General features: G+C 72.3%; 15 protein-coding genes. 10 read left to right on the forward strand and 5 right to left on the reverse strand.

From position 1 onward, the window contains the following. Positions 1-25 precede the first annotated feature (25 nt). On the reverse strand, positions 26-1108 hold the full coding sequence (locus GLX30_RS05305; RefSeq protein ID WP_244258012.1) for a helix-turn-helix domain-containing protein: 1083 nt from the start codon (positions 1106-1108) through the stop codon (positions 26-28). Positions 1109-1357: 249 nt separating this feature from the next. Here GLX30_RS05305 and GLX30_RS05310 point away from each other — a divergent pair, with 249 nt between their 5' ends. The 5 genes from GLX30_RS05310 (at position 1358) to GLX30_RS05330 (ending at position 6575) form a co-directional block, all read left to right on the forward strand. Then, a complete protein-coding gene (locus GLX30_RS05310) occupies positions 1358-2005 on the forward strand; it encodes a helix-turn-helix transcriptional regulator (RefSeq protein ID WP_159684152.1) in 648 nt (215 codons plus the stop codon). Between the two features lie 78 nt (positions 2006-2083). After that, positions 2084-2614: a toxin-antitoxin system, toxin component gene (locus tag GLX30_RS05315; protein ID WP_159694877.1), complete on the forward strand. Its 531-nt coding sequence runs from the start codon at positions 2084-2086 to the stop codon at positions 2612-2614. A 3-nt stretch (positions 2615-2617) separates the two neighbouring features. Beyond that, the gene (locus GLX30_RS05320) at positions 2618-3805 is read left to right on the forward strand and encodes an MAB_1171c family putative transporter (RefSeq protein WP_159684155.1); all 1188 of its coding nucleotides are present in this window, start codon (positions 2618-2620) and stop codon (positions 3803-3805) included. Continuing rightward, a complete protein-coding gene (locus tag GLX30_RS05325; protein ID WP_159684157.1) occupies positions 3802-5247 on the forward strand; it encodes an FAD-dependent monooxygenase in 1446 nt (481 codons plus the stop codon). The genes GLX30_RS05320 and GLX30_RS05325 overlap by 4 nt, the downstream gene beginning before the upstream one ends. A 56-nt stretch (positions 5248-5303) precedes the next feature. Next, positions 5304-6575, forward strand: coding sequence for an ROK family protein (locus GLX30_RS05330; RefSeq protein ID WP_159684160.1), 1272 nt, complete (start codon positions 5304-5306; stop codon positions 6573-6575). 333 nt (positions 6576-6908) lie between these two features. Here the strand turns inward: GLX30_RS05330 and GLX30_RS05335 are convergent, their stop codons facing one another. From GLX30_RS05335 to GLX30_RS05345, 3 genes are all read right to left on the reverse strand, one after another. Further along, complete coding sequence (locus tag GLX30_RS05335) at positions 6909-8444, reverse strand: 3-hydroxyacyl-CoA dehydrogenase (RefSeq protein WP_159684162.1); 1536 nt, start codon at positions 8442-8444, stop codon at positions 6909-6911. 188 nt (positions 8445-8632) lie between these two features. Next, entirely contained in the window at positions 8633-9403 is a 771-nt protein-coding gene (locus tag GLX30_RS05340; protein WP_159684164.1) for a CoA-transferase, read from the reverse strand. A gap of 41 nt (positions 9404-9444) precedes the next feature. Further along, positions 9445-10374, reverse strand: coding sequence for a CoA-transferase (locus tag GLX30_RS05345; protein WP_244258013.1), 930 nt, complete (start codon positions 10372-10374; stop codon positions 9445-9447). A 121-nt stretch (positions 10375-10495) separates the two neighbouring features. Between GLX30_RS05345 and GLX30_RS05350 the strand changes: the two genes are divergently transcribed. The 4 genes from GLX30_RS05350 (at position 10496) to GLX30_RS05365 (ending at position 14899) form a co-directional block, all read left to right on the forward strand. After that, positions 10496-11413, forward strand: a complete 918-nt coding sequence (locus GLX30_RS05350; protein ID WP_159684167.1) for a LysR family transcriptional regulator — start codon at positions 10496-10498, stop codon at positions 11411-11413. Positions 11414-11567: 154 nt separating this feature from the next. Next, positions 11568-12791: an acetyl-CoA C-acetyltransferase gene (locus tag GLX30_RS05355; RefSeq protein ID WP_159684170.1), complete on the forward strand. Its 1224-nt coding sequence runs from the start codon at positions 11568-11570 to the stop codon at positions 12789-12791. Positions 12792-13065: 274 nt separating this feature from the next. Continuing rightward, a complete protein-coding gene (locus GLX30_RS05360) occupies positions 13066-14418 on the forward strand; it encodes an MFS transporter (RefSeq protein ID WP_159684173.1) in 1353 nt (450 codons plus the stop codon). A gap of 19 nt (positions 14419-14437) precedes the next feature. After that, complete coding sequence (locus GLX30_RS05365; protein WP_159684176.1) at positions 14438-14899, forward strand: MaoC family dehydratase; 462 nt, start codon at positions 14438-14440, stop codon at positions 14897-14899. 242 nt (positions 14900-15141) lie between these two features. Here GLX30_RS05365 and xylB read toward each other — a convergent pair whose 3' ends face one another. Beyond that, a complete protein-coding gene (gene xylB, locus GLX30_RS05370; protein ID WP_159684179.1) occupies positions 15142-16617 on the reverse strand; it encodes a xylulokinase in 1476 nt (491 codons plus the stop codon). Positions 16618-16784: 167 nt separating this feature from the next. Between xylB and xylA the strand changes: the two genes are divergently transcribed. Further along, a complete protein-coding gene (gene xylA, locus GLX30_RS05375; protein ID WP_159684181.1) occupies positions 16785-17954 on the forward strand; it encodes a xylose isomerase in 1170 nt (389 codons plus the stop codon). The last annotated feature ends 23 nt before the right edge of the window (positions 17955-17977 follow it).

The raw sequence follows: 17977 nt of genomic DNA on the forward strand, positions 1-17977 counted from the left end.
GCAGGGCCTGCCCCCGGCAGCCGGATCAGCCGCCGGAGACGGCGCGCAGGTGGGACTTGCCCCGGCGCACGCCGGGCACCGCGCTCGACTGGTTCTCCTGGAGGACCAGCGTCATCCGGGTGTACTCCTTGTCCCGCAGGGTCGTCGGCGTCTCGTCGATGATCCTGCACCGGGTGTGTCCCCAGCGCGGGTCCGGATGGCTCACGGGCCGCACGGCTCCGTCGTGGTGGATCGCGAGCGCGCCCACGGCGCTCATCCAGTGCGGCAGCCCGCACCGGTAGGCGGCGTCCATGATCGGGTCGTCGGCGATGTCGTCACGAATGGCTTGAAGCACATCGTCGTCGCCGTGCTTGTCGAGGGCCGCGGCCAGCTGCGCCATCAACGGCAGGCACCAGCTCGTCTCGTGCTCGCCGAGCACCGTGCGCGCGTCGGGGTGGAAGAGCACGAACCGCAGGAAGTTGCGGTCAGGCGTGGCGGTCGGGTGGGGTCCGATGCCACGGAAGAGGGCATCGAACGCGGGATTGGTGTGGGCGACGTCCCAGTGCCGGTCGAAGAGCACCGATGGCAGCGGCACCGCGTCCATCATCGAGGCGTAGTCCCGCAGATAGGCCAGCGTCTCAGGATCCGAGGGTGCCTCCGGCCGCGACGGCGGCCGGGGCTCCGGCGGACGTACGGGCACCGGCGGCGGGACGGGCGCCGCGGGCACGGACGGTGCCGGGCGGCGGGACGGGCGCGACGGCGGCACGGGACCTGACGGCCTGACGGGCGTCTCGCCCCCGAAGGAGTCGTACCGCACCGGCGGCGCGTCCCGGTCGACGGCGAGGCGCAGCAGCCGCCCGCCCTGCTGGTCGTTGAGCTCCAGGGCGTCGATCAGGGCGCAAAGGGTGTCCTCCGACCACTGCCGGCCGGGGGTGCGTTCCCACGTGGCGTAGGTGTACGCGCTGATACCTAGGCGGGCCGCGACCTCCTCGAGGCTCAGTTCCAGTTCCTCACGGCGTCGCTTCAGGGCGTCCCCGAGTCGCTTCGTGCGGGCCGTGGCCCGCGCGGCGCCGACGGGGCTGAGGCGCCCGTGGACACCCCGGCGTTCGACGCCCGCCTCATGTGTCATCGAGAACGCCACCCTTCTCGGAGCCGGCCGCAAGTCCCGCTGCGCCGGCACCCTTTGGATCTTCACACCGCTTGGCGATCCTGCTACCGCGAACACGGGGATGTCAACTATCGTGGCATTCCACGCCGCTGAGCGCTCAATTCGCGCCACAGCTGTGGCAAGACCTTGGCTGCCGTGACCTGAATAGGGTTAACTTCCGGCAGCCCCATAGGATGCGGGGCTATCTCGCGTGATCTAGGAGACCTACTGGTGACAGACGGCTTCTCGGTTCCGGGTCCGACGGCCACAGGCCCTCTGGCGGCATCGGTTGCCCGGGTCGCCGAACTTGCGGACAAGCTCGGAATGAGCCACAGCGAGGTCTTCGACGTCCAGAAGCTGTCCGAGGCGTCGGGGGTTCCCGCCGACGTCGTGCGGGCCCTCCTCGACGGATGGCCGGCCGGCGAACCGGACCTCCAGGCACGTTTCCTGCAACGCTTCGACCTGCTGCGACGTACCCGGCTCAAGGCCAACGGCCGCCGGTACACCCAGCAGGAGATCGCCGACGGCGCGGGGATGTCGCGCCAGCAGGCGGGCGCGCTCATCAACGGCGACCGCCGGCCGACGATGGAACACTGTGACGCGATCCAGCGCTTCTTCAAGGTGCACGCCGGGTTCCTGACCGCCGACGACGCCGACGCGCTCGACAGCGCCCTCCAGCGCACGGAGCAGAGCCTGCTCCAGGACTACGCGGGCGACGGCGACCCGCTGGAGCGGCTGCTCCAGGACCACGGCGTACGCGGTATCGCCTGGCGCGCGGCGCAACTCCCCACCGACAAGCACCGGGACAAGGTGACCGAATGGCTCGACATGCTTCTGGAGAGCGTGAAACCGGCACCTGACACCCCTACGGAGCCCTGATTTCCGGTCAGGCTTGGATTTGTACGTGTCTCAACAGGTTCTGACGGGGAGGGGAGAGCGGTGAGCATAGGCAAAGAGATGCGCCGGCTGTGCGGCGAGCTGGTCGGCGGAATCGATCTGCCCGCACCGGCAGAACCCACAGACCTCTACTCCGCCCTGTGCCGGGGCATGAGCAAACGCCGTGGCAGGCCCGTGCGTTACCGCATGGCGTCCTTCCCTCCGGGCACCGCCAGCGGGCTGTGGCTCGACATGGCCGAGCAGGACCTCGTGGTGATCGAGGAGCGCACCGCTCCTGACCATCAGCTGGTGATTCTCGGCCATGAGCTGTGGCACATGAAGGCCGGACACTGCAGCCACCACGTCGAGGGCGCCGCCGTCGCCGCACGGCTGCTGTCCGACGAGGCCGACCTCCAGGCGACCGTACTCAAGGTCGCCGCCCGTACCCGCTTCGACCAGGCAGAGGAGAACGAGGCCGAGAGCTTCGGCCTGCTGCTCGGCAGCAAGTGCCGTGCCTGGCTGGCCGGTTCGAACGGAAGAGGTCCGGTCCGGCGCGACGGGCTGGCCGGCCGCATCGAGGCGTCGCTGGGATACCGCGGGCCACAGGGCTGAGGCGTGAACGGACCGGACTACTACATCCCCGCAGCCGCCCTCGGAATCGCACTCGCGTTCAAAATCCCGGGAATGCGGCGCGACTGGCGCGACCCGCTCCTCCGGTCCGTCTGCGCCCTGCTCGTCCTCGGCGCGTCCACGTTCTTCTTCGCCGCGCCGCCCACCATCGCCGAGGTCAACCGCATCACCGGCGTCCCCAACATCTCGGCCCCGCTGGTCTACTGCATCCTCTCCGCGTTCAGCGCGTCCTGCCTGGTCCTCCTCGTCAACTGGCGTGGTGGACCGCCCGAGGAGACCCGCCGGATCTCCCTGCGCTGGATGGGCGCGTACAGCGTCGTCGTCGTGGCGCTCATCGTGCTCTTCGCCCTGGGCGACGCCCCGGTGGAACGGCTGCGGGACCTGGACACCTACTACGCCAGGACGCCCTACATCCGCGAGATGATCGCGCTCTACCTCGCCGCCCACAGCGTCGCCGCCGTGGGCATGACCGTGCTGTGCTGGCGCTGGTCGCTGAAGGTCCGCGGCTGGCTCCGCGGCGGGCTCGTGGTCATCGTCGTCGGATCGCTGTTCAACCTCGCCTACGGAGTCACCAAGTCGTCCGCCGTGGGCGCCCGCTGGGCCGGACACGACTGGGACCACCTGTCCACGCTCGCCGCGCCGCCGCTCGCCTCGGTCGGCGCGCTGCTGAGTGCCGTCGGCTTCGTGCTGCCACTCGCGGGCCAGCGGCTGTCCGACAGCTGGCACGCCTGGACCGCCTACCGGCGGCTCGGGACGCTGTGGCGCGAACTGCGCTCCGCCGCCCCGGACCACAGCCCCTCGGTGCGGATCTCGTGGCTCTCGCCGGTCGAGCTGCGGGTGACGCAGCGGGAGTCCGACATCCACGACGGCATGCTGCAACTCGACCCGTACTTCGACCGTGTCCTGCGGACGAACGCCTACGACCAGGCTGTCGCCGAAGGGGCGGACCCCCGGCAGGCGGACGCGATCGCGGACGCGGCGATGGTCGCCGCGGCCCTGCGGGCACGCGCCGCCGACCCCGAGGGGCGGATAGTCAGGTCGGCAGAGGCCTACACCTCCGTCGCAGCCGCGGGACCGCGTGATCTGGTGCGCATGTCCCTCGCCCTGCGTCATTCACCCGTCGTCGCGGCAGCGCGCCTGCGTACGGCCAGGTCAGAGAGCGGCACCCTATGAGCAGCGATCCCGTGAGAACCAGCAGGAACAGACCCCGCAGAGCCGTGGTGATCGGCGGCGGCCTGGCCGGCATGCTGACGGCCGGCGTCCTTCGCGAGTACGCGGAGGAGGTCACCGTCGTCGAGCGCGACGTCCTGCCGGAGGGGCCGCTGTCCCGCAGGAGCCTCCCCCAGGCGCACCACGCGCACCTGTTGTGGTCGGGCGGGGCGCGGGCGATGGAGTCGCTGCTGCCGGGCACCACGGACCGCTGGCTCGCCGCGGGCGCCCGCAGGATCCCGCTGCCGACCGGGCTGGTGTCGATGTCGGCACAGGGCTGGTTCCGCCGCTTCCCGGAGATGCAGTTCCTCATCGCCTGCAGCCGGGACCTGCTCGACTGGGTCGTACGGGACCAGGTGCTCACGAGCCCCCGGGTCACCGTCCTGCGGCGGACCGAACTGCTGGGCCTCGAGGGCGGCGCAGGCCGTGTCACCGGCGTACGGGTGCGCGGCGAGGAGACAGGCGAGCGGGTGCTCTCCGCCGACCTGGTCGTCGACGCGAGCGGCCGGGGATCGCGGGCGCCCGAGTGGCTGAAGGCCCTGGGCGTGGGCGACGTCCGGGAGGAGAAGGTCGACTCCGGGCTCGCGTACGCCAGCAGGATCTTCCGCGCCCCGGCGGGCTCGGAGGAGTACCCGGTCGTCAACGTGCAGGCCGACGCCCGTGAGCCCAGACCGGGCTGCACGGCCACGATCGTGCCCGTCGAGGGCGGCCGGTGGCTGGTGACGCTGTCCGGCACGCGCGGCGGGCAGCCGACGAACGCCGCCGACGAGTTCGAGGACTTCGCCCGCTCCGTCCGCCACCCCGTCGTCGCCGAGCTCATCGCCCACGCCGAACCCCTGACGGACGTCGTCGTCTCCCGCAGCACCGTCAACCGCCGGCGCTACTACGAGAAGCTGCGTGACTGGCCGGAGGGCTTCGTCGCCGTCGGCGACTCGGTCGCCACCTACAACCCCGTCTACGGGCACGGCATGTCGGTCGCCGCCCAGGGCGTCCTCGCGCTGCGGCGGGCGCTGGCCCTGCACGGCATGGACTCCCCCGGGCTCGCGCGCCGGGTGCAGCGCTCGCTCGCCGGGCCGGTGGGCACGGCGTGGGACCTGGCCACCGGACAGGACATCCTCTACCCCGGGGCGATCGGCAAGGACCCCGGCGCCGCGGCGAACGTGCTCCGGCATTACGTCGACCGGCTGATGCTCACCGCGACAGGACGGCCGCTCGTCGCCAAGGCCCTGTTCGACGTGATGACGCTGTCCGCGCCGACCAGTTCACTGCTGAAGCCGGAGATCGCGCTCGCGGTGCTCCGCGGCCCGGCACTGAAGCCGCTGGCCGGGCCGCCGCTGAGCGACGACGAGCTGCGCATCGCGAAGGAACCGCGCGGCGAGCGGGAGGCGGACCCGGCCGACGCCTGACGCGGCGGGGATCGGCAAGTGGCACGTCACAGGCATCGCCTAGGCTCAGCGGCAATATGAACGGCAATCACTCAGGCAGCACCCGCGCCGGGACGGGCGGCCGGACTCCGATGGAGCCGAAGGCCGACCGCGAAACCGTGCGCCGGCACAACCTCAGCCTGGTCCTGCGGACGGTCCGCGACCAGGTCGAGGCCACCCGCGCCGGTGTCGCGGCACGCGTGGGGCTGACCCGTGCCGCCGTCTCCTCCCTCGTCGAGCAGCTGATCGACAGCGGCTTCCTGTCCGAGTCGGGCAAGACCTTCAGCGGCCAGGCGGGCCGGCCGGGCACGGTGCTCAAGGTCGCGCGCACCGGCCTCGCGGGCATCGGCGTCGAGATCAACGTCGACTACGTCGCGGTGTGCGTCGTCGACCTCGCCGGCACCGACCGGGTGCGGCTCGTGGAGCATCTGGACAACCGGGGCGCCGCGCCGGCCGAGGTGTTCGGCCGCGCCGCCCGGATCGCGGCTCGCGCGCTGGCGTCGGCGACCGAGCAGGAACTGCGGCCGGTCGGCGCCGAGCTGGCCCTGCCGGGACTGATCTCCGGCGGCTCGGTGCTGCAGGCGCCCAACCTGGGCTGGACCTCCGTACCGGCGGAGATCCCGTTCGCCGAGGCCCTCGCGGCGCTGCGGCCGGGCCTGCCCGCCCTGCCGGTCCGCTCCGAGAACGAGGCGAACCTCGCCGCGCTCGCCGAGCTGTGGTTCGGCGGCCTCGGCGACGTACGCAGCTTCCTGTACCTGACGGGCGAGATCGGGGTCGGCGGGGCGCTGGTGCTGGACGGCGAACTGCTGCGCGGGGCGAACGGGTTCGCCGGCGAGATCGGCCACGTCTCCGTCTCGGACGACGGCCCGCTGTGCCGGTGCGGGTCCCACGGCTGCCTGGAGCAGTACGCCGGCCAGGCCGCGCTGCTGCGCGCCGCCGGCCTCGACGAACGCGCCGGAGCGGCGGGCATGGCGGAACTGGAACACCGTGCCCGCACGGGCGACGACGCCGCGCTCGCCGCGCTGGCAGGGGCGGGCCGGGCGCTGGGTCGCGCGGTGTCGGGCGCGGTGAATCTCTTCGACCCGGACGCGGTCGTCCTCGGCGGCGTCTACCGGCCCCTGATGCCGTGGCTGGGCCCGCCGACGGGCGCGGAACTGGAGGCCCGCGTGGTCTCCGGCCTGTGGTCCCCGACGAGCGCCCGCCTGCGGGCGTCCTCCCCCGCGGCGGACGCCGCCCGGGGGGCTGCGGCCCTCGTCGTCCAGGACGTCCTGGCCGACCCGGTGGCGTACGCGCCGCGTCCGTCGGCCTGACGGGGCCCGGCCCGTGGCGCAGCGGTTCGGCGACCGGGTTCCGCCTCGCGTGGTCTGCCCGGTCGGATCCGACTTTCATGATCGCTGACTCAGGCGAGCCGGTCCGGCCGCGGTGCAGGATGTGCCCGAGGGCCGGAAAGAGAGGCTCCTGCCGGTCCCCCGCCGCCGGGCCCCCACGCGAGGGAACGACATGGACGACATGACGGCCACGAGAAGGTCACCGTGGCAGGTGATCGGCCTGGCCCTGGTCCTGTCGGCCTCCACGGGCGCGGGTCTGCTCGCCCTGGTCGCCCGGCACTTCGACGCCGGAACGGGTCGGCGCCCTGTCCGGCGTCACCTCGCGGCGTGCGGCGGCGGTGCCCCCGCTTCCGTCAAGGGCAGGCCGAGCTGGGCCCGTTCGGTGACCCACCGAGTCGGGCGGTAGCGGGGATCGCCCGTCGTCCCGTACAGGGCGCGGTGCAGCGCCAGCATCCGGGCCGCGCCGGTCCGGTCGCCCCAGGCGAGCGGGCCGTGGGGGTAGCCGAGGCCGGCTGTCACGGCGAGATCGATGTCGGCGGGCGTGGCGATCGCGCGCTCGGCGATCGACGCCGCGACCGAGACGATGGAGGCGAGCAGCCGCTGGGCGACCGATCCGGCGGTGTCGCGCACCACGGACACGGGCACAGGCACGGCCGCGTCGTGGGACCGGGCAAGCACCGCGCGTGCGTCGCGTACCGCGTCCGGGTCACAGGCGGGTGTCATGGCGAGCACCCGCCGGCGCGTGTCCAGGGAGAGCGGGTCGACACCGAGCGTGCGTCCCGAGGGCAGGCCGAGCTCCGCGACGGCCGCCGCGACGGTGGTTCCCCACACGGGGACGAGCGTCACGGCGCGGTCGCCGGGCCGTTCCCCCTCGTCGAGGACCGCGCCGGCTGCGCGCAGGACGCGGCGTACTTCTCGCGCGTCCGGCGTGTCGCCGGGCACATGGACCGGCCGGGCGGCGTCGCCGGTGACCGGCGGCTCCGCGGGGACGCCCGGCGCGTCGGGGCCGTGGTCGTAGAAGCCGCGGCCGGTCTTGCGGCCGTGCAGCCCGGCGGCCACCCGGTTCGGTGTGAGGTACGACGGGCGGAGGCGCTCCGAGTGGCGGAATCCCTGCCAGACGGTGTCGATGACGGAGGCGGTGACGTCGAGCCCGGTGAGGTCGGTGAGTTCGAAGGGGCCCATGCGCAGCCCGAGTACGTCACGGGCGATCCGGTCGATGCCGGCGGCGTCGGCGACGTCCTCCTCCAGCAGGGCCAGCGCCTCGGTGATCAGGCCCCGCCCCGCGTGGTTGACGAGGAAGCCCGGGGTGTCGGCCACGACGACCGCGCGGTGTCCGCTCCTCTCCACGAGATCGACGAGGAACGGCACCACGGCGGGGCGGGTGGCGGCGCCGGGGATCACCTCGGCGATCCTCATCAGCGGTACGGGGTTGAAGAAGTGCAGCCCCGCCAGCCGCGGCGGGTCGGCCAGCCCGGCCGCGATCCGGGTGACGGACAGCGAGGAGGTGTTGGTCGCGAAGACCGCCGACGCCGGCAGGACCTTCTCCAGGCCCGTGAAGAGCTCGGTCTTGACCGCCAGGTCCTCCAGCACCGCCTCGACGACGAGGTCGACGCCGTCGCCGGGAGCCAGCGGGGAGCGCAGCGGCACCAGCCGCTCCGCCGCGGCGGCGGCGTCCTCGGCGGAGGTGCGCCCCTTCTCGACGGCGCGGCCGAGCATCCCGGTGACGAAGCCGACGGCCTCGTCCACGGACTCCGGCCGGGCGTCGGCCAGTTCGACGGTGTGTCCGGCGGTCACGGCCCACTGGGCGATCCCCCGGCCCATGACCCCGGCCCCGACGATCCTGATGCGCATACGGTTCCCTCGTCCCTTGTTACTCGTGTCCGGCCTGTGCGGGCGGCGCGTGCGCGTGTACGTGGCGCGTGTGCGCGTGTACGTGGCGCGTGTGCGCGTGTACGTGGCGCGTGTGCGCGTGTACGTGGCGCGTGTCGGCGTCTGCCCGCCCTGTCCGCTGCATGGCCCGCGCTCCGTCCCGCCGTGTCTCAGCGCAGATAGACGCGTCCGGGGTCGACGTCCTCGCGGAGCAGCCGCAGTTCGGCCGCGGTGGGCGGTTCGACGGTGGCGACGTCGTCGGCGACCTGGAGGTCCCAGCCGGTGGCGGCCCGGACCTGGTCGACGGTGACACCCGGATGCACGGCGACCAGCCGCAGCTCCTCGCCGGCGCCCGCCCGGGCGAGGATGCCCAGGTCGGTGATGACGCGGGTGACTCCCGCGCCGCGCGGCGTGATGCCGTCGGCGAGCGCCCGGTCGGGGCCGGGCGAGGTGCAGAAGTCGAGTTCGGCCATGAACGAGCGGGGATCGTGACGGCGCATCACCACGAACACCTCGCCCGAGTTGGCCATGACTTCCATGGCTCCGCCGGAGCCGGGGAGGCGTACCTTCGGGCTGTCCCAGTCGCCGATCACGGAGGAGTTGAGGTTGCCGTGGCGGTCGATCTGGGCGGCGCCGAGGAAGCCGACGTCGATGTGCCCGCCCTGGAGCACGGAGCCGAAGAGGGTGGCCATGGACAGGACGGCCTCGGCGCCGGTGATGAGGACGGCGTCGGCGATCGTCTCCGGCAGCTGCGAGGGGTGCGCGCCGCAGACCCCCGACTCGTAGACGATCTCGAGGCGTGGCGCGACGGTGAGGTGGGCGAGCGAGGCGGCCAGGGTGGGCAGGCCGATCCCGGCGAACACGGTCCGTCGCCCGGCGAGTTCACGGGACGCGACGACGGAGAGGAGCTCCGAGGAGGTCGCGGTACCGGCGGCTGTCATCTTCTTGTCTCCGTCGTTCGGTCCGTCGGTCGGTGGCTCGGTCACAGCCGTCGTCCGTAGTTCACGGGCAGGCTCATCGCCTCGCCCACGGCCAGCCCCGCCCAGAACTCCTCGCCCTGCTTGGCGACGTACTCGGCGTGGTCGCGGGTCCCGTACACCCACTCGGCCATCCAGTCCCGCAGCCGGGCGGGGTCCTTGCTGATGTGCGACCAGGACCGGTAGAAGGCGTTGTCCCGGTCGTAGTAGCCCTGGGCGAAGGACGGGTGGGCGCCGCGCGGGCAGGCGACGACGGCGTGTACGGCGTGCGAGGGGATGACGGTCCGGTTGGGGTCGGAGCGCACCACCTCGTCCTCGACGATCTCCTCCACCACCACGACGGCCTTCCTGGCGGCGTAGACCGCTTCTGCCTGGACGCCGGTGAGGCCCCAGACCTGGGTGTTGCCGGAGCGGTCCGCGCGCTGCGCGTGGACGATGGTCACGTCCGGGTTGACCGGCGGGACCACGTAGATCTCCTCCGTGGCTCCGTCAGGGCCGGGGTAGGGCGAAGTGACCTTCCGGATCCCGGGGTTGACCGAGGGGAGGTCGCTTCCGGCGTAGGAGCGCAGCGGGTGGAAGGGCAGGCGCTGGGCACCGGCGAGATAGCGGCAGATCATCCCGTAGTGGCTGTACTCCTCGAACTCCAGCGGCTCGGGGTCGGCGGACTCGATGCGCCGCCGCAGCTCTCCGAGCGAGCCGGCCGAGGAGTTGCCGACGAAGGAGGAGACCAGCTTGGTGACGCAGCCGCCCGCGAGCAGTTGGTCCACCACGATGTCCGCCGTCATCCGCACCACCGTGAGGTTCCTGCGGCCCTGGCGGATGATCTCGTGGCCGGCGGCCGTCGGGATGAGATGGGTGAAGCCTTCGAGGGACACCGTGTCGCCGTCGTGCACGAACGAGGCGATCGCGTCCTTCATTGTCATGGTCTTGTCCACGGCCCACACGCTGCCAGCACCATTGATTACTGTCCAATACCAAATTAAGGTCGCATTGAGACGTCAGGCGACATAGCCGCCGGGCGTCCGGTGAAATCCGACGGAACGGAACGGGACGGCCGTGGAACTGCGCTATCTGACCTCCTTTCTCGCGGTCGCCGAGGAACTGCACTTCGGCCGCGCCGCCAGACGGCTCCAGATGGCTCAGCCGCCGCTGAGCCAGCAGATCCGCCAGTTGGAGCGGGAGCTCGGCGTGCAGCTGTTCGAGCGCAACACCCGCTCGGTACGGCTCACCAGCGCGGGGCAGTCCTTCCTCAAGCCGGTGCGCACGGTGCTGGACGATCTGGACATCGCCGTACGGGTGGCGAAGGCGGCGGGCCAGGGAGAGTACGGACGGGTCACCGTCGGCTTCGCCGGCGCCTCCTCGCACCACACCCTGCCCCTGCTCACCCGGGCGGTCCGCGCCGCCCATCCCGGCCTGGAGCTGGTCATGCAGGGTCAGACCTACGCCGATGTCGCCCTGGCCAAGGTCGCGGACGGCTCGCTCGACCTGGGCTTCGTGCGGCTGCCCGCCGGCCGGCCCGGTGTCGAGACACGGGTGATCGGAGAGGAGGAGCTGCTGTGCGCGCTGCCGCAGGACCATCCCCTCGCGAGTCGTGAGCGGATCGCGGTGGCCGACCTGGCCGCGGAGCCGTTCGTCAGCTTCCCCGCGAATGCCGGCTCCACGCTGCGCGACGCCACGTTCCGGGCCTGCGAGGACGCCGGGTTCCATCCGCGGGTGGTGCAGGAGGCCCCCGACTCGTACACGATCCTGGCGCTGGTGGCCGCGGGCGTGGGCGTGACGCTCACACTCTCCTCCTGCCTGCACATCCAGCAGACGGGCATGGTGCACCGGCCGCTGGCCGGCCCGCCGACCCGCCTCCAGGCCGCGCTCGCCTGGCGCACCGACAATCCGTCGGCGGCCCTGCGCAGTGTGCTGGCGGTGGCCGACGAGGCGCTGCCGACACCCGCCGGACCGGCCGGCGTGCCGCGCGACTGATCCCCCACCGCCCTGTGCGACTGATCTCCAGCGCCCTGAGCGATTGATTCGCCCGCCGTCTCAATCGGCCCCCGATCGGATATTGGACCGGACACGGCGGCCGGTGGAAGGGTCGGCAGAGCATCACCCCGCCCCTACCCAGGAAGGCCACCGCATGTCCGGTCAGCCCGATGTCGTCATCTGCGAACCGCTCCGCACCCCCATCGGCAGGTTCGGCGGCGCCCTCTCGAGCCTGCGTCCCTCCGCTCTCGCGGCGCACGTGATCGCGGAGGTGGTCCGCCGCACCGGCATCGCCCCCGACCAGGTCGACGAGGTGATTCTCGGTCACGCCTATCCGACGTCCGACGCCCCGGCGATCGGCCGGGTTGCCGCACTGGACGCCGGGCTGCCGGTGTCCGTGACCGGGGTACAGGTCGACCGCCGCTGCGGCTCGGGCCTTCAGGCGGTACTGGACGCGGCCATGCAGATCCAAGCCGGTTTCAGCGACGTGGTGATCGCAGGCGGCGTCGAGGTGATGAGCGCGGCGCCGTACTACACGCACGACGGCCGCTGGGGCATCAAGGGCCCCGGCCTTCAGCTGCACGACTCGCTCGCGCGGGGCAGGGTGACCGCCGGCGGCGTCAACCACCCGGTGCCCGGCGGCATGATCGAGACCGCGGAGAACCTCCGCCGCGAGTACGGGATCAGCCGGGAGGACCAGGACGCCCTGGCGCTCCGCTCCCAGCAGCGGGCCGGGCGGGCCATGGGGACCGGACTGTTCGACCACGAGATCGTGCCCGTGCCCGTACGCGGCCGTAAGGGCGAGACGCTGGTCTCTGCCGACGAGCACCCGCGCCCGGACACCACGGCGGAGAAGCTCGCCTCGCTGCGGCCGCTCACCATCGGCTCCGACCCGGAGGCGACGGTCACGGCGGGCAACGCGAGCGGGCAGAACGACGCGGCGGCGGCCTGTCTGGTGACCAGCGCCGGGACCGCGGAGCGGCTGGGGCTGACCCCGATGGTGCGCCTGGTGTCCTTCGCCCGGGCCGGTGTGCCCGCCGGGACGATGGGGATCGGCCCCGTGCCGGCGACCCGGGCGGCGCTGGAGCGCGCCGGGCTGAAGCTCGCCGACCTGGACCTGATCGAGCTGAACGAGGCCTTCGCCGCGCAGGTCCTGGCCTGCACCCGGGAGCTGGCTCTGTCGGAGGCCGACCACGAGCGGATCAACGTCAACGGCTCCGGCATCTCACTGGGCCACCCGGTGGGCGCCACCGGAGTCCGCATCCTGGCGACCCTGGCCCACGAGATGCGCCGCCGTGAGGCCCGCTACGGGCTGGAGACCATGTGCATCGGCGGCGGGCAGGCTCTGGCGGCCGTCTTCGAGCGCGTGCCGGCCTGACGCACGGAACGGCACAGAGAACGGCACCCCAGCGCCCACGCGCACCGGGGAGGCCCGGGTGACACGGTCACCCGGGCCTCCCCGGTGTCAACGTGGAACGATGCGTTCCGGCCGCCCGATCCAGACGCGGAGCCTCTCACTGCGGCAGCTATTCGGTATTGGACCCGTCTAGGTTCCGCCTGGCAGCGTTACGCCCGTCACGACGGGAGGCCCCACACGCCGGGACGGCGCCCCCTCCCGCTCCCCCTGATCACTGTCCCCTGGGAGCCGCAGCATGAGTGCGTCCACCGCACGCGAGCAGAAGAGAACCGCCAACCGCGCGGGGCTGGGAGCCTTCATCGGCTCCACCATCGAATGGTTCGACTTCTACATCTACGGAACGGCCGCGGCCCTCGTCTTCGACGAGGTCTTCTTCCCCGAGCTCGAAGGCCCCTTGGGCACCCTGGTCGCGTTCGCGACGTTCTGGGTGGGCTTCCTCGCCCGCCCGCTCGGCGGCATCATCTTCGGCCACTTCGGCGACCGGCTCGGCCGTAAGAAGACCCTCGTCATCACCCTGCTGATGATGGGCATCGCCACGACCCTCATCGGTCTGCTGCCCGGCTACTCCTCGATCGGTGTCGCGGCGCCGATCCTGCTGGTGTGCATCCGCATGGTGCAGGGCATCGGACTCGGCGGCGAGTGGGGCGGCTCCGTGCTGATCGCCTCCGAGCACGCCCCCAAGGGCAAGTCCATCCTCTACGGCGCCTTCGCCCAGCAGGGCTCACCCGTCGGCAACACCCTCAGCACCATCAGCTTCCTGGCCATCAGCCAGCTGCCGAACGACGACTTCGTCGCCTGGGGTTGGCGCATCCCCTTCCTCGCCTCCGCGGTGCTCGTCTTCGTCGGCCTGTTCGTGCGGATGCGGGTCGCCGAGTCGCCGGCCATGGCCAAGGCCATCAGGACCAAGAACGTCTCCAAGCTGCCGCTCACCGAAGTGCTGCGCACCCAGCCGACGCTGATCCTGCTCGGCATCGGCGCCTGCACGATCGGCCTCTCCGCCACCTACTTCAAGTCGACGTTCGCCCTCTCCTGGGCCACCAGCAGCCTGGACTTCGACCGCAGCTCGTTCCTCACGATCATCCTGGTCGCCAACGTCGTGCAGGTCCTGGTGCAGCCCTTCGGCGCCGTGCTGGCGACGCGGATGAAGAGCATGACCCGCGCGGTCTGCGTGATGCTGCTCCCCGAGATCGCCCTCCTGCCGCTGATGTTCGTCCTCATCGGCACGGAGAACTACACCCTCGCGATGATCGGCGTGTCCGTCGCCACGATCCCGCACTGCCTGTACTACGCGGCTCTCGCCGGAATGCTCGCGAGCCGCTTCCCCGCGAACGTCCGCTACACCGGCATCTCCCTCTGCTACCAGCTGTGCGGCACGATCCTCGGCGGCACCACCCCGATCGTCGGCCAGTCCCTGCTGAACTGGACCGGCTCGATCACCGCGGTCATCTTCTACGCGGTCTTCCAGGTGCTGCTCACTCTCGGCTGCATGGTGCTGATCCTGCGCCGCCCCAACCACGACGAGCTCGCGGACGAAGCGGCGGCGCAGCCCGCGCCGAACGCGACCGCCGCCGTCACCACGACGGTCTGAACGGGAGGCGGCAGACAGCATGACCCCCCTCATCGTCGACGGCATCCCCGAGATCAGCGCACTGACCGGCCGGGACCTCGGCCACTCCCGGTGGCGGGAGGTCACCCAGGACCTGATCGACATGTTCGCCGCCGTCTCCGGCGACCACCAGTGGATCCACACGGACACCGAGCGCGCGGCGCACGGCCCCTACGGCGGGACCATCGCCCACGGGTACATGGTCCTCAGCTGGGGCATCCCGATGTTCGCCGAACTGCTCCAGGTCACGGGAGTGGGCATGGCCCTCAACTACGGCGTCAACAAAGTCCGCTTCCCCTCCCCCGTCCCGGCCGGCAGCCGGGTCCGCCTCCACGCGGCGGTCACGTCGGTGGTGCCGGTCAAACGCGGCGGGGTGGGCATGACGCGGGCGTTCACGTTCGAACTGGAGGGCTCGCCGAAGCCGGCGTGCGTGGCGGAGTCGCTGACGCACTTCTATCCGTGACGGTGCGTTACGTCGGGTGCGGGCGGGTGGCCGCTGCGCGGGCGCTCCCCCGCCCCGCCCCTTCCCGAAACCGGGCTCCGCCCGGACCCGTACCGCGCTTCGCGCGATGTCCTCGAACGCCGGACGGGCTGGAATTGCCGTGCAATTCCAGCCCGTCCGGCGTTCGAGGGTGGCAGGGGTCCTGGGGCTCGTCCCCCACGCCTCCAGGCGTGGGGGGGCGAGCCCCCGGAGAAGGGAGGCCGTCAGCCCCCCGCCGCCGCCTCCACCGCCGACGACACCCGCTCCCACGTCTCCATGTCCCGCTCCACCGCCTCCAGTGCCGTCCCGGAGCCCGCTCCCCAGTCCGCCGCCAGGGCCACCGGGTCCGCTCCGGTAGCCGCCGCAGCGGCCAGCGCGGAGGCCCCGAGGGCGACGAGTTCGCCGCTGGCGGGGATCAGCAGGGGTCGGCCCGACAGGCGGCGCACGGTCTCCACCCAGTGGCGGCCGTTCGCCCCGCCGCCCACCAGCCGGAGGGGGCGCGCGGCGGTCACGGGGTCCGCCGGGTCCTGGCCGCAAGCGCGCATGACCTCGTCGAGGGCGCGCAGGACGGTCACGGCGGCCCCTTCGTAGGCCGCGCCGAGGATCTGCTGGCGGGTGGTCGTGTGGCGCAGGCCGGTCAGCATGCCGGACGCGCCCGGCAGGTCGGGTGTCCGTTCGCCGTCGAGGTACGGCAGCAGGACGACCTCGCCGCCGGCCTCCGCGGCCTCCCGGTCCAGGCCGAGCAGGGACGCGACCTTGTCGACGGCGAGGGTGCAGTTCAGGGTGCAGGCGAGCGGCAGGTACGTGCCGTCCGCCGCCGCGAACCCGGCGAGCGCCGGTGACGCGGGGCGGGTGCGGCTCGCGGCGAACACGGTGCCCGACGTGCCGAGGCTGAGGGCCGGGTGGTCGAGCAGTCCCGCTCCGCCGAGCCCGAGGCCGACCGCCGCGGCCATGTTGTCACCGGTTCCGGCGGCGACGGCGATCCCGGCGGGCAGGCCGAGCCGCTCCGCGGCGGCCGATGTGAGCGAGCCGACGCGGGTGGCGCCGGTCGGCGCGACGGTCGGCAGGAGCGCCGGGTCGAGGCCGACGATGTCCAGCAGGGCCGGGTCGTACGCGCCCGTGGCGGTCGAGTACCAGCAGGTTCCGGAGGCGTCGCCGGGGTCGGTGGCGGCGACGCCGGAGAGGCGTTCGGTGAGGAAGTCGTGCGGCAGGCGCACCGCCGCCGCGGCGGCCGCGGCGGCGGGCTCGTTCTCCCGCAGCCACTGCCATTTGGCGGCCGTCATGGAGGCGACGGGGACGGAACCCGTGCGGGCGGTCCATGCGTCGGGGCCGCCGAGTGCCTCGGTGAGGGCGGCGGCCTGCGGCGCGGAGCGGGTGTCGTTCCACAGCAGGGCGGACCGCAGGGGGGCGCCGGCGCGATCGAGGACGACGAGGCCGTGCTGCTGTCCGGCGACCGCGATGCCGGTGACGGCGGCCGGTTCGATGCCGAGCCCGGCCAGTTCCTTGAGGCCGGCGGCGACGGCGGCCGCCAGGGCCTGCCACCACACCTCGGGGTCGGTCTCCCGTGCGCCGTTCTCGCCGGTGACGTGGTGGGACGCCCTGCCGACGGCGAGGAGCCGCCCGCTGGTGACGTCGGTGAACGCCGCTTTCGTGGACTGTGTGGAGCTGTCCACCCCGATGACGACCGCGTTCGCCGGCATTGCCGCACCTCTCCCATGAGCCCGTGCGCGGCCATTTGGCCGAGCTGGAAACAAATTACGTCACGCGCCCGCGCGACAACAGTGCTCGGGGGCTTCTGTGATCGGGGGTCGGCATGCATTATTAGTAAGGTCAGAAAACAAACCAGTGATCCAAGGCGGACATGGCCATGACGGAACGCTTCACCCCCACCCCCGAGGACAAGTTCAGCTTCGGCCTCTGGACGGTCGGCTGGCAGGGCCGGGACCCGTTCGGGGACGCGACCCGGCCGCACCTGGACCCTGCGGAGTCCGTCCGGCGGCTCGCCGACCTCGGTGCGTACGGTGTGACCTTCCACGACGACGACCTGATCCCCTTCGGGTCGAACGACAGTGAGCGCGAGGCGCACATCAAGCGCTTCCGCGAGGCACTGGACGCCACCGGCCTGATCGTGCCGATGGCGACGACCAACCTCTTCACCCACCCGGTCTTCAAGGACGGCGGCTTCACCGCCAACGACCGTGACGTACGCCGGTACGCGCTGCGCAAGACCATCCGCAACATCGACCTGGCCGTGGAGCTGGGCGCGCAGACGTATGTCGCCTGGGGCGGCCGTGAGGGCGCCGAGTCCGGTGGCGCCAAGGATGTGCGCGTCGCGCTGGACCGGATGAAGGAAGCCTTCGACCTGCTGGGCGAGTACGTCACCGAGCAGGGCTACGACCTGCGCTTCGCCATCGAGCCCAAGCCGAACGAGCCGCGCGGCGACATCCTGCTCCCGACGGTCGGCCACGCGCTGGCGTTCATCGAGCGCCTCGAACGCCCGGAGCTGTACGGCGTCAACCCGGAGGTCGGCCACGAGCAGATGGCCGGGCTCAACTTCCCGCACTCCATCGCGCAGGCGCTGTGGGCTGACAAGCTCTTCCACATCGACCTGAACGGCCAGAGCGGCATCAAGTACGACCAGGACCTGCGCTTCGGCGCCGGTGACCTGCGATCCGCGTTCTGGCTTGTCGACCTGCTGGAGACGGCCGGTTACGCGGGCCCGCGGCACTTCGACTTCAAGCCGCCGCGGACCGAGGACTTCGACGGCGTATGGGAATCGGCGGCGGGCTGCATGCGCAACTACCTGATCCTCAAGGAGCGTGCCGCGGCCTTCCGCGCCGACCCCGAGGTCCGTGAGGCACTGCGTGCCTCACGCCTGGACGAGCTGGCGCGGCCGACGGCCGAGGACGGGCTGGCGGCGCTGCTGGCGGACCGGACCGCGTTCGAGGACTACGACGTGGACGCCGCCGCCGAGCGCGGGATGGCGTTCGAGCGCCTCGACCAGCTGGCGATGGACCACCTGCTCGGAGCGCGCTGAGCCGCACGCGCACACGGGGCCGT

It is taken from the genome of Streptomyces sp. Tu 2975, assembly GCF_009832925.1.
Classification (GTDB): domain Bacteria; phylum Actinomycetota; class Actinomycetes; order Streptomycetales; family Streptomycetaceae; genus Streptomyces.

What these genes read in the sequence shown, in the direction of transcription:
- GLX30_RS05305 (WP_244258012.1), bottom strand. Translation starts at nt 1,108, where the DNA reads ATGACACATGAGGCGGGCGTCGAACGCCGGGGTGTCCACGGGCGCCTC.
- GLX30_RS05315 (WP_159694877.1), top strand. Translation starts at nt 2,084, where the DNA reads ATGCGCCGGCTGTGCGGCGAGCTGGTCGGCGGAATCGATCTGCCCGCA.
- GLX30_RS05325 (WP_159684157.1), top strand. Translation starts at nt 3,802, where the DNA reads ATGAGCAGCGATCCCGTGAGAACCAGCAGGAACAGACCCCGCAGAGCC.
- GLX30_RS05330 (WP_159684160.1), top strand. Translation starts at nt 5,304, where the DNA reads ATGAACGGCAATCACTCAGGCAGCACCCGCGCCGGGACGGGCGGCCGG.
- GLX30_RS05335 (WP_159684162.1), bottom strand. Translation starts at nt 8,444, where the DNA reads ATGCGCATCAGGATCGTCGGGGCCGGGGTCATGGGCCGGGGGATCGCC.
- GLX30_RS05340 (WP_159684164.1), bottom strand. Translation starts at nt 9,403, where the DNA reads ATGACAGCCGCCGGTACCGCGACCTCCTCGGAGCTCCTCTCCGTCGTC.
- GLX30_RS05355 (WP_159684170.1), top strand. Translation starts at nt 11,568, where the DNA reads ATGTCCGGTCAGCCCGATGTCGTCATCTGCGAACCGCTCCGCACCCCC.
- GLX30_RS05360 (WP_159684173.1), top strand. Translation starts at nt 13,066, where the DNA reads ATGAGTGCGTCCACCGCACGCGAGCAGAAGAGAACCGCCAACCGCGCG.
- GLX30_RS05365 (WP_159684176.1), top strand. Translation starts at nt 14,438, where the DNA reads ATGACCCCCCTCATCGTCGACGGCATCCCCGAGATCAGCGCACTGACC.
- xylB (WP_159684179.1), bottom strand. Translation starts at nt 16,617, where the DNA reads ATGCCGGCGAACGCGGTCGTCATCGGGGTGGACAGCTCCACACAGTCC.
- xylA (WP_159684181.1), top strand. Translation starts at nt 16,785, where the DNA reads ATGACGGAACGCTTCACCCCCACCCCCGAGGACAAGTTCAGCTTCGGC.